Source organism: Solwaraspora sp. WMMD1047 (genome assembly GCF_029626155.1).
In the GTDB taxonomy this organism is placed as follows: Bacteria; Actinomycetota; Actinomycetes; order Mycobacteriales; family Micromonosporaceae; genus WMMD1047.
Genome location: NZ_JARUBL010000001.1, coordinates 5,020,562 through 5,034,593, shown reverse-complemented (window position 1 = coordinate 5,034,593; position 14,032 = coordinate 5,020,562). Strand labels below are relative to the sequence as shown.

The window sequence follows — 14,032 nt, the reverse complement described above, 5'->3', positions numbered from 1 at the left end:
CTACTGAACCGGCGCCGGGATCATTGCGGCCGCTCCGATAATCGATAAGCGTTTGTCTGGCCCCGCCGAGCGTAGGAGTCCGGATGAGCGCCGACCCGATCGAGGAGACCTTCCCGCTGACGTCCCTGCTGGACACCGTGCTGTCGCCGGACGCGCGGGGCTGGCGGGTCGAGCGGTCCGGCCGCTGGTGCCACGTTCGCCGCCCGGACCAGCCGGCCCGCCGGCAGGGTTGGAAACTGCACCTCTCCGCCACCCCGCTCTCCGCCCCGCTGGTGCTGGTCGCGGCCGCCCGGGTGCTTGTCGAGGCGCGCTGCCAGTTCAAGTTCGCCGCCGACCTGGCGGCGGTCAAGGAGTTGACCGACGGCCGGGCCGACCGGGGCGGCGGAGGCAAGTTCCTCACCGTCTACCCGGCCGACGACGAGCGGTTCCGTCGGCTCGCCGAACGGCTCGACCTGGCCACCGCCGGGTTGCCCGGTCCGGCCATCCTCTCCGACCGCCGGTACCGCCCCGGCAGCCTGGTGTACTACCGGTTCGGGGCGTTCACCGGCGTCACCGTGCTGACCAACGACGGCACCTACGACTGCCGGCTCACCGCCGCGGACGGCACCCTGGTGCCGGACCAGCGGCGTGCCTGGTTCTCCCCGCCGGCCTGGGCGGACAACCCCTTCCCGAGCGAGCAACCGGCCCCGAACCCGCCGACCAGACCGGCGGCGGTGCTGCTCAACGACCGGTTCGAGGTACGCCGGGCGATCCAGCACGCCAACAAGGGCGGCGTCTACCGCGCCCGGGACCGGCGTACCGGCGCCGAGGTGGTGGTCAAGCAGGCCCGGCCGCACACCCAGGCGTCGGTGGCCGGCACCGACGGGCGGGACCTGCTGCGCCACGAGGCCAGGATGCTGCACCGGCTGGCCCCGCTGGGCCGCACCCCCCGGCTGGTGGACCTCTTCGAACAGTCCGGCGACCTGTTCCTCGCCGAGGAGCAGATCACCGGTACGCCACTGCGGACCTGGGCCGCCCGGCAGGCCGCCGAGCGGGCCGACGGCGTACCGGTGGCGCAGGCCTGGGCGCTGGCCGCCAGACTTGTCGAGCTGGTGGCGGCGGTGCACGACGCCGGCCTGGTGCTGCGCGACCTGTCGCCGAACAACCTGCTGGTGGTGCCCGGCCCGGACGTGCGGCTGGTCGACGTCGAGTTCGCCGCCGAGCCGGGCACCCCCGGACCGCGGGTGCACACCCCCGGCTACGGCGCCCCGGAGGTGCTGGCCGCCCCCCGCTTCGGCCCGTGCCCCGGCCCGGAGACCGACCGGTACGCGCTCGGCGCCACCCTGTTCCATCTGGCCACCGGCGTCGACCCGGTCTTCCCGGACGGTCCCGGCCCGGTCCCGGCCGGCCGGATCGCCCGACTCGCCGCGACGATCGGCGCGCACCTGCCGGCCCTGGCCGCGCTCGCGCCGCTGATCGCCGGACTGACCGGAGCCGACCCGGCTTCCCGCTGGGACCTCGGCCGAGCCCGCGAACTGCTGCTCGGCCCGCCCCCACCGGCCGCCCCATCGCCGGCGGTACCGCGCTCGGCCGGGTTCGGCCCCGGCTCGGTGGTGGACGTGGCCATCGCCGACGGGCTCGACCACCTGCGGCGGCTGGTGGACACCGGCGACCCCGGGCGGGCCACCCGGACGGGCGGGTTCGGCGCCGCGGCCGACCCCTGCGCGGTGCAGCACGGTGCGGCCGGGGTGCTGATGACCCTGGTCCGGGGCGCCCAGGTCCGGCCCGAGCCGGTCGCCCGGGCCGCCGTCCGCGACCTCGCCGACTGGCTGGCAGCCGCCGTCGACCGCGCCGCGCCCGCGCTTCCCGGACTCTACTTCGGACGGTCCGGCACCTCGGTCGCCCTCGGCGCCGCCGCCGACCTGCTGGGCGATGAGGCCCTGGCCGAACACGCCGCCGCGCTGGCCCGCCGGGTGCCGGTGCGCTGGCCGAACCCGGACGTCTGCCACGGCGCGGCCGGCGCCGGTCTGGCCAACCTGCTGTGGTGGCGGCGCACCGGCGACGACGACTTTCTCGACCGGGTCCGGGACTGCGCCGACGGGCTGCTCGCCGCGGCGGTCCGCGACGGGCGCGGCGTCTGGTGGCCGGTGCCCGACGACTTCGACTCGGTGCTCGCCGGCTCCTGCCAACTCGGCTTCGGCCACGGCGTCGCCGGGGTGGGCGCCTTCCTGCTCCAGGCGGCCCAGGCCACCGGGCACGAAGACTACCTACGGGTCGCCGTCGAGGCCGGCGGCACGCTGCGCGACACCGCGATCGTCGAGGACCAGACCGCCTGGTGGCCCCGCGACCGGGCCGACAGCGAACCGGCGTACGGGCCGATGACCCCGCACTGGTGCAGCGGCGCCTCCGGGATCGGCACCTTCCTGGTCCGGCTCGGGTCGGCCACCGGCGACGGCCGGCTGGTCGAGCTCGCCGGTCAGGCCGCGCGGACCGCGTGGCGGGCCCGGTGGAGCGCCCCGCCGGTGCAGTGCCACGGCACCGCCGGGGACGGGGAACTGCTGCTCGACCTGGCCGAGCTCACCGGCGTGGACGGCCACCGCCGGCAGGCCGAGGAGTTGGCGGTGGCCATCCTGAGCCGCGCGGTGCGCCGCGACGGACTGCTGGTGGTCGCGGACGAGACGCTGCGGGACGTGGTCGCCGACCACCAGACCGGGCTCGCCGGCACCCTGGCCTTCCTGATCCGGCTCCGGCACGGCGGCGCCCGCGGCTGGCTCGCCGATCCACCAACCGACTCCGCCGCCGGAGTGCCGATGCCGGCCGTGCTCGCCGGGTCGGCCAGCGGGCCGGGCTGACGGCCCCCGAGATGTCGCCGGCCGCCCTCGGGAGGTCGCCGATTCCACCAACCAGGTTCGAGAGGAGGTGAACGAGATGGAGAACGACATCGCTGCCCTGCAGATGCTCGAGGGCGAGGAGCGGATGGACGTCATCGCCCCGCCCGGCGGGTGCGGCTGGACGTGCGCGTGGACGTGCTCGTGGACGCTCTTCTGAGCCATGCTCCGCTGAGCCGAACGAGATCGTCGGGGCGGCCCACCCGGCCGCCCCGACGTGCCCACCCGCCGACATCCGCCACCCCGCCCCGCACCACCGGACCCGGCAGCCAGGCAGGAGGAGCGCGTGACGTCCGCAGAGCAACCGCCGACCGGCAGCCGCGCCGGGGACCGGTTGCTGCTGGCCGTCGCCCGGCAGGCCCGGGGGCCGACCGCGCTGCTGGTGGCCGCCAGCCTGACCCGGGCCGGCGTGGCGCTCGCGCTGCCCGCGGTGACCGCGCAGGCCGTCACCAGGTACGCCGCCGGCCGGCCGGCCGGGCACCTCGTCGGGATGCTGGCCGCGCTGGTCGCCGCCGCGGTGCTCGCCGAGACGGTGGCCATCGGGTACGGCGGTGCGGTGGTCGCCCGTACCGCCGGAATGTTGCGCCGCCGACTGGCCGCGGCGGTGCTCGACCTCGGCCCGGCCGGCGCGCGCAGCTTCGCCGCCGGCGACCTCACCGCCCGGCTCTCCACCGGCGCCGGGCACGCCGCCGCCGTGGTACCGGTGGCGCTCTCCGTCGTGGTGACGCTGGTGACCGCCGTCGCCGGCATCGTCGCGATCGGCTGGTACGACCCGCGGCTGGCCCTGCTCGTCGCACTGGCGATCCCGACCCTGCTGCTGGTGATGCGGACGCTGCTGGTCCGGTTCAGCCGGCTCTTCGGCGACTACCAGGCGATCCAGGCGACGATCGCCGCTCGGCTCGCCGACGCGCTCGGCGGGATCCGCACCATCCGGGCCGCCGGCACCGTCGACCGGGAGATCGACCGGGTGCTCGCGCCGCTGCCCGACCTGCGCGACGCCGGCCTGCAGGCCTGGGCCCAGCAGCGCCGCGCGATGTGGCGGATCGGTCTGCTGCTGCCGACCGCCGAGGTGGCCGTACTGGCCGCGACCGGCGTCGCGGTCGCCGCCGGCCGGCTCCCGGCGGCCGGGCTGGTGGCGGTGGCCGGCTACCTGGCCCTGGTGCTCGGCGCCCTGACTCAGGTGGACTCGGTGCTGCTGCTGGCCCAGGCGCGGGCCGCCGGCGCCCGGATCGCCGCGGTACTCGACGCCGTGCCCACCCCACCCGCCACCCCGGCGGACACCTCCGCGCCCGCCGTGGCGCCGGCACCCGCGCCGGCCGTGGCGCCGGCACCCGCGCCGCCCGGGGCGCCGGCACCCGCGCCGGCCGTGGCGCCGGACCGCGCGGTCGCCGCGTCGGACGGCACGGTGGAAACGGCGGCGGGCGGGGTGGAGATCCGGCTGCGCGGGGTGCGGATCGGTCCGCCGCAGGCGCCGGTCCTGACCGGGGTGGACCTGTGCCTGCCCGCCGGCTCGGTGGTCGCCCTGGTCGGGGCGAACGGGACCGGCAAGAGCGCGCTGGCCGCGCTGCTCGGCCGGCTGGCCGACGCGGACGCCGGCGAGGTGCTTCTCAACGGGGTGCCGACCACCGCGCTGACCGACCACACCCTGCGCGGCCTGGTCGGTTACGCCTTCGCTGAGCCGGCCCGGCTGGGCGGCACCATCCGGGCGATGATCGGGTACGGCGTACCGGGGGAGTTGCCGGTGCGGGCGGCGGCCGACGCCGCCCGACTGGCCGGCGCGGACGAGTTCATCCGGCGGCTGCCGGCCCGTTACGAGACCCGCTGGTCGGACGCGCCACTGTCCGGCGGCGAACTGCAGCGCCTGGGCCTGGCGCAGGCGTTCGCCCGCCGTACCCCGATCCTGGTCCTGGACGACGCGACCGCCAGTCTGGACACGGCCACCGAGGCCCGGATCGGCCGGGCGCTGACCGCGCAGCGCGACGGCGGCACCCGGCTCATCGTGACCCACCGACCCGGCATCGCCGCCGCCGCCGACCTGGTGGTCTGGCTGGACGGCGCCCGGGTGCGCGCCACCGGCCGGCACGATCTGCTGTGGGCCGAGCCCGACTACCGGACCGTGTTCGGAGCGGCGGCATGACCGCGCCCGCCGGTCCGCAGCGGGTGAACCGGCGGGCGGTGGCCCGGATCGCCGGCTGGTCGGTGCTGGAGTCCCTGCCCGACCTGCTGTTCGGTCTGCTCATCGCGGCCGCGATCGATCACGGGTTCGGCGCCGGCCGGGTCGGCCTCGGCCTCGCCCTGATCGGGCTGCTCGGGCTCGCCCAGCTCACTGCCGGGCTGGCCACCCGGGCGGTGTTTCCGTGGCTGGCCGCGGTGGTGGAGCCGCTGCGGGACCGGCTGCTGGCCGGGGTGGTGGCCGGCAGTCTCCGCTCGGCGGTGCTCGGGCAGCCGGTCGACACCGCGGTGGTGGCCCAGGTGACCACCCAGGTGGACACCGCCCGGGGGTTGGCGTCGGCCCTGCTGCGGGGCCTCCGGCAGGGGGTGCTGAGCCTGGTCGCGGCCGTCGCCGGGCTGGCCCTGCTGGCGCCGGGGCTCGGCGCGCTGGTCGGCGGCTGCCTGGTCGGCGCCGCGCTGGTCTTCGCCGCCGTGGTCCGCCGGTTGCGCGCCCGGCAACTCGACGCGCTGGCCGCTGAGGAGTCGCTGACCGAGGTGGGTGGCCGACTGTTCGGGGCGGTGCGCGACATCACCGCCAACAACGCGGCGGACCGGGCCCGGGGCGAGCTGTTCGCCGCGATCGACCGGCAGACCGCCGCCACCGCCGCGATGGCGCGGACCGCGGCCGGCCGGACCGCGGCGGTGGCGGTCGGCGGCTACCTGCCGTTGCTCCTGCTGCTGCTGGTCATCCCGGGCCAGCTACGCGCCGGGACGCTCAGCGCCGGGGCGGCGGTCGGCGCCGTCAGCTACGTCGCGGCCCGGCTGCTCCCGGCGTTGATCACGCTGACCGCCACGATCGGCCCCTGGCTGGTCCAGTTGGCGGTGGTGCTGGCCCGGCTGCGGGACGCCGGCCGGACCGCTGTCCCGCCGGCCGGACCGCCCGCGCCCCCCGGGGCGGTCGCGCTCCCCGGGCCACCCGCGCACCCGGGGGCGGTCGCGCCGGTGTCCGGCGCGACGTCGGTCACCCTCCACGAGGTGACCTTCCGGTACGGCCGGGCCGCGGCCCCGGTGCTGGACCGGTTCTCGCTCCGGCTGGTGCCGGGCGACCATCTGGCTGTGGTGGGACCGAGCGGGGTCGGCAAGTCGACGCTGACCCGGCTGATCACCGGCGAGCTGCCGGCCGGTTCGGGGCGGGTGGAGTTCGCCGGGATCGACGTGGGCCGGCTGCCGCCGCAGCTTCGGCGCCGCGAGCTGGCCGTCATCCCGCAACAGGCGTACGTCTTCGACGGCACGCTGCGCGACAACCTCTGCTACCTGTCCGGCCCGCGCCCGGCCCCGGCGCTCGACGACGCCTGCCGGCTGCTCGGCCTGTCCCCGCTTGTCGACCGGCTCGGCGGCTACGACGCGGCCGTCGGCCCGGGCGGGGCTGCCCTGTCGGAGGGCGAGCGGCAGCTGGTGGCGCTGGTCCGGGCCTACCTGACGCCGGCGACGGTGGTCGTGCTGGACGAGGCGACCAGCCACCTCGACCCGCGTACGGAGGATCGGGTCGAGCGGGCCTTCGCCGACCGGGGCGGGGTGCTCGTCGTCGTCGCCCACCGGATCAGCTCGGCCCGCCGGGCCGGCCGGATTCTGCTGCTCGGCGAGGCCACCCCGCTGCTGGGCGGGCACGATCGGCTGGTCGCCGAGTCGCCGCTCTACGCCGAACTGGTCGGCCACTGGCTGCCGCCCGCCGGGCTGTCCGGGACGCGGGTCGCCGGCGGCGCGCCGGGTACGCTGCGTCCATGACGGTTGCGGTGCGGGTCATCCCCTGCCTGGACGTGGACGCCGGCCGGGTGGTCAAGGGGATCAACTTCCTGGACCTGCGCGACGCCGGCGACCCGGTCGAGTTGGCCGCCGCCTACGACCGCGCGGGCGCCGACGAGCTGACCTTCCTGGACGTGACGGCCTCCTCCGACGACCGGGGCACCATGCTCGACGTGGTACGCCGCACGGCCGAGTCGGTCTTCATCCCGCTGACGGTCGGCGGCGGGGTGCGCCGGGTGGCCGACGTGGACACCCTGCTGCGGGCCGGTGCCGACAAGGTCGGGGTGAACACCGCCGCGATCGCCCGGCCGGAGCTGATCGCCGAGATCGCCGACCGGTTCGGCCGCCAGGTGCTGGTGCTCTCCCTCGACGTACGCCGGCTGACCCGGCCCGCCGCGGTGACCGGCGGCGGGGCGGCTGGTGGCGGCGCGGTGGCCGCCGACGGCGGGTTGACTGGTGGCGGCGCGGGTGAGGCGGTGCCGGCGAGCGGTTTCGAGGTGACCACCCACGGCGGGCGGCGGGGCACCGGCATCGACGCCGTCGAGTGGGCCCGGCGGGCAGCCGAGCTCGGCGCCGGCGAGATTCTGCTGAACTCGATGGACGCCGACGGGACGAAGACCGGGTTCGACCTGGAGCTGATCGCCCGGGTACGGGAGGCGGTCGACATCCCGGTGATCGCCAGCGGTGGCGCCGGGGCGGTGGCGCACTTCCCGCCGGCGGTGGCGGCCGGCGCCGACGCGGTGCTGGCGGCGAGCGTCTTCCACTTCGGCGAGCTCACGGTCGGCGAGGTCAAGGACGCCCTGCAGTTGGCTGGCCACCCGGTCCGGCATTGACCTCCCCTCCGCCCTGAAAGGACGGGGATTACCTCCACGTCGCGGGGCGGAACACTGGCCCGCATTCCGGTAGCCGGCGAGGTTCGCAAGCGGCGGGCGAGGTCCGCCATCAGCCGGCGAGGGCCGGTATCGGCGGGCGGGCGGTTCCGGCCTACCGGCCGTCGTTCTCGGGGGAGCGGCGCGGGGCCGGGATCCGTACCCGGGCGGCGTACTCCTGGACGGCGGCGGCGTGCTCCTCCTCGTCCAGCTCCCACTCCGCGGTGCCGGGCGGGTGCCGGCGGGTGAGCACGTTGTGCATGGTCTCGACGGTGGTCGACAGGCCGCCGTGCGGCCGGGTCCGCCAGAGCCGCTCGCCGGTCGGGGTGACCCGGAACCAGCCGTCGGTGACGGTGATCAGATCGGCGCCGATCAGCCGGCGCACCGCCGCCTCAACCTCCTGCCGCGCCGGGATGGCGTGGTTGAGGTGGTCTGCGGTGGAGAGCACGTCGGTGAGCCGGACCCCCTCGGGACGCCGGCTCGACGGTGCGCGGCGGTGTCGTCCGGCGCCGCCGGCGATGACCAGCGACACGAAGATCCAGGCATCGGACCACCGCCATCCCTCGTCCCCCATGGGGAAATGATGCCGGGTTACCGCCGGGGAGGGAACGACTGCCCCACCGTGTTCGTCCACTCATTCATGTCCGGGAGCCCCTGCGGGCCGGTTAACCAGGGCTGGCCGATCCGGAACGATATCGTTGTCGTTCCGAATGCTGGGAAGCTGGAACAGCGGAACGAAGACGTGCGCCAGCGGTCCGATGGCCAGCGCGTAGGCCACCGTGCCGACCCCGACGGTGCCGCCGAGCAGCCAGCCGACGGCCAGCACGGTCACCTCGATAACCGTACGGACCAGCCGGATCGACCGGCCCGGCCGGCGGGCGACATAGCCGGTCATCAGCCCGTCGCGGGGTCCGGGGCCGAACCGGGCGCCCAGGTAGAGCCCGGTGGCGACGCCGTTGAGCAGGATTCCGCCGGCCAGCAGGGCGATCCGGGCGGGCAACGACCCGCCGGCCGGCAGCAGCGCCAGCGCGGCGTCCACCACCAGGCCGATGACGATCACGTTGCTGACCGTGCCCAGCCCCGGGCGCTGACGCAGCGGGATCCACAGCAGCAGCACCCCGGCACCGACCAGAATGGTGACCGTGCCGAAGGAGAGCCCGGTGAGGTTGGTCAGCCCCTGGTGCAGGACGTCCCAGGGGTTCAGGCCGAGTGACGACTCGATCATCAGCGCCATGCTGATCCCGTACAGCGCGAGTCCGGCGTAGAGCTGGACCAGCCGGCGGGGAAGCCGGTCGGTGTTGCCGGTCCGACTGGTGTTGCTGGTCCGACCGGTGTCGCTGGTCCGATCGGTGTTGCCAATATCTGCCATGCGTGCCACTCTGAGGGCCAATTAGGCCGAGGGTAAGAGCCAATATCGCGGAGGTGGCCATGACTAGCCTCGTGCGGGGGACGCAATTGGCTCGTCTGCTGGGGCAGTGGCACGCATTGCCCGGCCGTCGCCGCAGTCCGGACTACGCCGCCCTGGCGGCCGCGGTCCGTGGCCTGATCGCCGACGCCCGGCTTCCGCTCGGGGTCCGGCTGCCGGCCGAGCGGGAGCTGGCCGAGGCGCTGCGGGTGAGCCGGACCACGGTCACCGCCGCGTACCGGGAGTTGCGCGAGAGCGGTCATGTGACCAGCCGGCGCGGCGCCGGGAGCTGGACCACCCTGCCCGGCGGGCACCGGGTGGCCAGCTCCGGTCTCTGGACCCCGCTCGACGACCTCGACATGATCGACCTGGGCTGCGCCGCGCCGGCCGCCCCGGTCGAGTTGCTGTCGGCGGCCCGGGCCGCCGCCGAGGAGCTGCCCCGCTACCTCGGTGGGGCCGGCTATCACCCGACCGGTATCGGCGAGCTGCGGGAGGCGGTCGCCGCGGCGTACACCCGGCGGGGGTTGCCGACCAGTGCCGAGCAGATCATGATCACCAACGGCACCCAGCACGCGCTCGATCTGGTTCTGCGGCTCACGTTGCCGGCCGGCGCGGGCGTCCTGGTCGAATCGCCGACCTATCCGAACGCGTTGGCCGCGCTGGCCGCCCGGCGGGCTCGGCTGACCACGCACGGACTGGCCGCCGACGCCGGTGGCTGGGACGCCGACCTGCTGCTGGGTAGCCTGCGCCAGACCCGACCCCGGCTGGCCTACCTGATTCCGGAGTTCCAGAACCCGACCGGACACCTGATGCCGGTCGACCTGCGCGAGCGGCTGGTCGCCACGGCCCAGGCCACCGGCACCGACCTGGTGGTCGACGAGTCGTTCGTGGATCTGCCGCTGGACGGCACGGCGATGCCGGCGCCGACCGCGGTGTTCGACCGGCACTCCCGGGTGGTCACCATCGGCGGGATGAGCAAGCCGTACTGGGGCGGTCTGCGGATCGGCTGGGTCCGGGCCGCCGCTCCGCAGGTGCAGCGGCTGGCCGCCGCCCGGGTCGGGGTCGACATGGCCAACCCGGTGCTCGACCAGCTGTTGGCGGTGCACCTGCTGGCCGACGCCGACGCGATCGTGGCCGCCCGGCGGGCCGAGCTCGCCGGCCGCCGGGACGCGCTGGTGGCGGCGCTGCGGGAGTTCCTGCCGGACTGGCGGGTGACGGTTCCCCGGGGTGGGGTGACCCTCTGGACCGAGCTGGACGGGCCGATCTCCAGCGCGCTGGCGCGGGCCACCGAGGAGGTCGGCGTACGGCTGGCCCCGGGGCCCCGGTTCGGGCTGGACGGCACGCTCGAACGGTTCCTGCGGCTGCCCTTCACGCTGCCCGCCGAGGAGCTGGTGGAGGCGGTACGCCGGATCGCGGCGGTTCGCTACGACCTCGACCAGACCGCCCGGCCGCGCTGGCGGGAGCCGGCCGTGATCGCCTGAGCCCCGCTCCGCTCGGGGCGAAAAAACCTAATTGTTCCTTTCGGCTGCCAGACTGGGCCGGTGGGCGGACCCGAGGACCGCAAGACCGCGAAGCAGCTGCTGCCGCTGGCCGAGGGCGCCCGCGTCACCCGGCTGGAGCTCTTCTTCGACCTGGTCTTCGTCTTCGCCTTCCTGAACGTGACCCGGTTGATGGCCGACGACCTCACCGAGCGCGGCCTGATCCGGGGCATGTTGCTGCTGATGCTGCTCTGGTGGTGCTGGTGCTCCTTCACCTGGGTCGGCAACCTGGTCCGGATCGACCAGGGCTTCATGCCGGCGGTCCTGTTCGTCGCGGTGGCCGCGATCCTGGTGGTGGCCGTCACCGCCCCGGAGACCATCGTCGACAAGCCCGGCGGGATCTCCGGACCGCTGGTCTTCCCGGTCTGCTACCTGGTCGTCCGGTCGCTGCACGTGGGAACCCTCTGGTACGCCAACCACGGCCAGCCCGGACTGCGGCGGCACCTGCTGCGGGTCGGGCTGCCCGCGCTCGCCGCGGTGCTGCTGCTGACGGCCTCCGCGCTGATCTCGTTGACGGTCGGCTCGACCCAGCCGTTCCCGGTCAAGGCGACGCTCTGGACGCTCGCCGTCGGCATCGAATACGGTGCGGCGGCGACCGTCGGGGCGCAGGGCTGGCGGATCATCTCGGCCGGCCACTGGGCGGAGCGGCACGGCCTGATCATCATCGTGGCGCTCGGCGAGTCGATCATCTCGGTCGGCGGTAGCGGGGAGCTCGTCCTGTCGCCGGTGAGCTGGTCCGTGCTCGGGGTCGGGCTGGCCGGCCTCGTGATCACCGCGTCGCTCTGGTGGTTCTACTTCGACTTCATCGCCCTCGCCGCCGAGCAGGCGCTGCACGACGCCAGGGGAGCCGCCCGCGGCATCCTGGCCCGGGACGCCTACACCTACCTGCACCTGCCGATGATCGCCGGGATCATCCTGCTCTCCCTCGGGGTGCGGGAGGTGCTGCAGCACATCGTGCAGCCGCCCGCCGCCGGGCCCGACGGCCCGCTGCAGGTGATCGACCGGGCGGTCCTCTTCGGCGGGGTGGCCGTCTTCCTGCTCGGGCACCTCGGTTTCCAGTTGCGGATGCTCGGTACGGTGCTCTGGAGCCGGGTCGTCACCATCGTGCTGCTCGGGCTGCTGATCCCGGCGACGGGTGCCGTGCCGGCGCTGGGCCTGCTCGTCCTGCTGGCCGGTCTCTGCCTCGGGTTGGTGCTGGTGGAGCGCTGGGTGCTCGCCGGGTCGAGGCGTGCGGTGCGGGGCGCGGTGCTGCAGGAGCAGGTCGCCCACGAGGCCCGGGAGACCGCCTGGCGGCGTCGCCACCGCTGACCGGCGCAGTGATCCGCCCGGACGTGGGGCTCCGGGCGGGGAGTGTCCGGTGGGAGGGCGGGTGCCGCGCCCTCCCACCGGAGCCGGTCAGAGCTCGGCCAGCGTGCCCTCGTACATCTTGTCGATCTCGGCGGCGAAGTTGGTCTCCACGCCGCGCCGCTTGATCTTCAGCGACGGCGTCATCTCGCCGTCCTCGATGGTCAGGTCCCGCGGCAGGATGGTGACCTTCTTGACCGTCTCCCAGCGGTTGAGCTTCGCGTTGAGCTGCTTGACGTAGTCGTCGACCATCGCCGCCGCCTCGGCCGAGGTGACGATCTCGGTGTACGGGCGCCCGGCCAGCGGCCCGCCGGCCGCCCAGGCGGTGATCGCGTCCGGATCGAGCGTGACAAGCATGGTGCAGTAGTTGCGGGCCTGCCCGATCACCACGGCCTGCGAGGTGTACGGGCAGAGCGCCTTGAACACGCCCTCGATGTGCGACGGCGCGATGTACTTGCCGCCCGAGGTCTTGACCAGGTCCTTCTTCCGGTCGGTGATCTTGAGGTAGCCGTCGGCGTCGAGTTCGCCGATGTCACCGGTGCGGAAGTAGCCGTCCTCGGTGAAGGCGGCCGCGGTCTCGGCCGGCAGGTTGTGGTAGCCGCGCATCACCGGTGCGCCCCGCAGCAGGACCTCGCCATCCGAGTCGATCTTGCATTCCAGGTCGCCCATCGCCTGGCCGACGGTGCCGATCCGGATCGCCTCGGCCCGGTTGACGAAGTTCCCGGCGCTGGTCTCGGTCAGCCCGTACCCCTCGGAGATCGGCAGGTTCGCGGCGGCGAAGAACTCGCCGATCTCCTTGCTCAGCGGCGCCGCCCCGGAGACCAGCACCCGGATGCGTCCGCCGAGGCGGGCCTGCAGCTTGCTGAAGACCAGCTTCTCGGCGATCCGGTAGCGCAGCTGCAGGCTGCCCGGTACCGGCTTGCCGGCCTGCTCCAGGGCGACCTTCTCCTTGCCGGTCCGGACCGCCCAGGCGAAGATCTTGGCCTTGGCGCCGCCGGCCGACTGGGCGGTGGTGACCGACTTGTTGTAGACCTTCTCGTAGACCCGCGGGGCGCCGCACATCAGCGTCGGCCGCACCACGCTGAGCAGCTCGACCAGCTTGTCGACCCGGCCGTCGACGTAGGTGGGCAGCCCGACGTGGATGACCCCGCAGAGCAGCGTCTTGCCGAACGAGTGCGACAGCGGCAGCCAGAGATACTGCAGGTCCTCCTCGCGGAGCAGGCCCAGCTCGGCCTGCGCCACCGCCTCCCAGCACCAGCCCCGGTGCAGCAGTTCGACGCCCTTCGGGCGGCCGGTGGTGCCGGAGGTGTAGATCAGCGTGGCCAGGTGGTCCGGCTCGATCTCCGCGACGATCTTGTCGACCAGGTCCGGCTCGGCGGCCAACGCCTGGGCGCCGCGGTCCTCCAGGTCGGCGAGGCTGAGCTGCGGGGGAGTGGCGGCCGGGTCGGGCGTCCCGTCGATGAGCACCACGTGGGTCAGCCCGGCCGGTACGGCCCCGGCCATCTTGCCGGCCTGGGTGGGGTTCTCGGCGATCAGCACCCGGGACCCGGAATCGGCGACGATGTAGGTCGCGTCCTCGGGCTCGGTGGTGGGGTAGACGGTGGTGGTGGCGGCGCCGGCGCACAGGATCCCGAGGTCGGCGAGGACCCACTCCAGGCGGGTGTTGGCCAGGATCGCCACCCGGTCCTCGTGGCCGACGCCCAGGCCGCGGAGTCCGGCGGCGATCGCCTTCGCCCGCTGGCCGACCGTCTCCCAGGTCAACCAGACCGGGGCGGAGTCGTCGGCGTTCGGGTGCGCGAACGCCTCGCGGTCCGGGCTCGCCGCGACGCGGCGTAGGAACATGTCGGGGATGGAACGGTACGGCACTTCGAGAGCCATGGTGGGGGCAGCCTCCGGTTATCGGTTCGTGACGGGGGTCACGTTGACTAGCGGTTACCGAAGGGTATTGCGTCCGGCCGCGCCTCGGCTAGCCCCGAGACCGACCGGCTCCGGTCGCCGCCGGCCGGCGCTCTGCCCGGTGCGTCCCGCCGTCGAATGATATGGGTATTCCGGTAT

At 74.8% G+C, this 14,032-nt stretch carries 10 protein-coding genes; 7 read left to right on the top strand and 3 right to left on the bottom strand.

The window, feature by feature from the left end; genetic code table 11:
• The first annotated feature begins 83 nt into the window (after nt 1-83).
• The 5 genes from lanL to hisF all read left to right on the top strand — a co-directional run bounded on the left by lanL (nt 84) and on the right by hisF (nt 7,654).
• Nucleotides 84-2,831, top strand: coding sequence for a class IV lanthionine synthetase LanL (lanL, locus tag O7627_RS22750; RefSeq protein WP_278095526.1), 2,748 nt, complete (start codon nt 84-86; stop codon nt 2,829-2,831).
• Nucleotides 2,832-2,907: 76 nt separating this feature from the next.
• On the top strand, nt 2,908-3,027 hold the full coding sequence (locus O7627_RS22745; RefSeq protein WP_278098381.1) for an ALQxL family class IV lanthipeptide: 120 nt from the start codon (nt 2,908-2,910) through the stop codon (nt 3,025-3,027).
• A 126-nt stretch (nt 3,028-3,153) separates the two neighbouring features.
• Nucleotides 3,154-5,004 carry an ABC transporter ATP-binding protein gene (locus O7627_RS22740; RefSeq protein WP_278095525.1) on the top strand — a complete coding sequence of 617 codons (1,851 nt, stop codon included), beginning with the start codon at nt 3,154-3,156 and terminating at the stop codon, nt 5,002-5,004.
• Nucleotides 5,001-6,803 carry an ABC transporter ATP-binding protein gene (locus O7627_RS22735; protein ID WP_278095524.1) on the top strand — a complete coding sequence of 601 codons (1,803 nt, stop codon included), beginning with the start codon at nt 5,001-5,003 and terminating at the stop codon, nt 6,801-6,803. Before O7627_RS22740 ends, O7627_RS22735 begins: the two co-directional genes overlap by 4 nt.
• Complete coding sequence (hisF, locus tag O7627_RS22730) at nt 6,800-7,654, top strand: imidazole glycerol phosphate synthase subunit HisF (protein ID WP_278095523.1); 855 nt, start codon at nt 6,800-6,802, stop codon at nt 7,652-7,654. Before O7627_RS22735 ends, hisF begins: the two co-directional genes overlap by 4 nt.
• A 151-nt stretch (nt 7,655-7,805) precedes the next feature.
• Here the strand turns inward: hisF and O7627_RS22725 are convergent, their stop codons facing one another.
• Entirely contained in the window at nt 7,806-8,264 is a 459-nt protein-coding gene (locus O7627_RS22725) for a hypothetical protein (RefSeq protein WP_278095522.1), read from the bottom strand.
• 60 nt (nt 8,265-8,324) lie between these two features.
• Nucleotides 8,325-9,059 (bottom strand): hypothetical protein, encoded by a 735-nt coding sequence (locus O7627_RS22720; protein ID WP_278095521.1) that lies wholly within the window; start codon nt 9,057-9,059, stop codon nt 8,325-8,327.
• 59 nt (nt 9,060-9,118) lie between these two features.
• Here O7627_RS22720 and O7627_RS22715 point away from each other — a divergent pair, with 59 nt between their 5' ends.
• Nucleotides 9,119-10,576, top strand: a complete 1,458-nt coding sequence (locus tag O7627_RS22715; protein ID WP_278095520.1) for a PLP-dependent aminotransferase family protein — start codon at nt 9,119-9,121, stop codon at nt 10,574-10,576.
• 60 nt (nt 10,577-10,636) lie between these two features.
• Nucleotides 10,637-11,941, top strand: coding sequence for a low temperature requirement protein A (locus O7627_RS22710; RefSeq protein WP_278095519.1), 1,305 nt, complete (start codon nt 10,637-10,639; stop codon nt 11,939-11,941).
• Between the two features lie 87 nt (nt 11,942-12,028).
• On the opposite strand, the gene O7627_RS22705 is transcribed toward O7627_RS22710, so the two are convergent.
• Entirely contained in the window at nt 12,029-13,855 is a 1,827-nt protein-coding gene (locus O7627_RS22705; protein WP_278095518.1) for a long-chain fatty acid--CoA ligase, read from the bottom strand.
• Nucleotides 13,856-14,032 lie beyond the last annotated feature (177 nt).

Excerpts from the sequence above, each read along its gene's own strand:
- lanL (WP_278095526.1), top strand. The coding sequence starts at position 84 with ATGAGCGCCGACCCGATCGAGGAGACCTTCCCGCTGACGTCCCTGCTG.
- O7627_RS22745 (WP_278098381.1), top strand. The coding sequence starts at position 2,908 with ATGGAGAACGACATCGCTGCCCTGCAGATGCTCGAGGGCGAGGAGCGG.
- O7627_RS22735 (WP_278095524.1), top strand. The coding sequence starts at position 5,001 with ATGACCGCGCCCGCCGGTCCGCAGCGGGTGAACCGGCGGGCGGTGGCC.
- hisF (WP_278095523.1), top strand. The coding sequence starts at position 6,800 with ATGACGGTTGCGGTGCGGGTCATCCCCTGCCTGGACGTGGACGCCGGC.
- O7627_RS22725 (WP_278095522.1), bottom strand. The coding sequence starts at position 8,264 with ATGGGGGACGAGGGATGGCGGTGGTCCGATGCCTGGATCTTCGTGTCG.
- O7627_RS22720 (WP_278095521.1), bottom strand. The coding sequence starts at position 9,059 with ATGGCAGATATTGGCAACACCGATCGGACCAGCGACACCGGTCGGACC.
- O7627_RS22715 (WP_278095520.1), top strand. The coding sequence starts at position 9,119 with ATGACTAGCCTCGTGCGGGGGACGCAATTGGCTCGTCTGCTGGGGCAG.
- O7627_RS22705 (WP_278095518.1), bottom strand. The coding sequence starts at position 13,855 with ATGGCTCTCGAAGTGCCGTACCGTTCCATCCCCGACATGTTCCTACGC.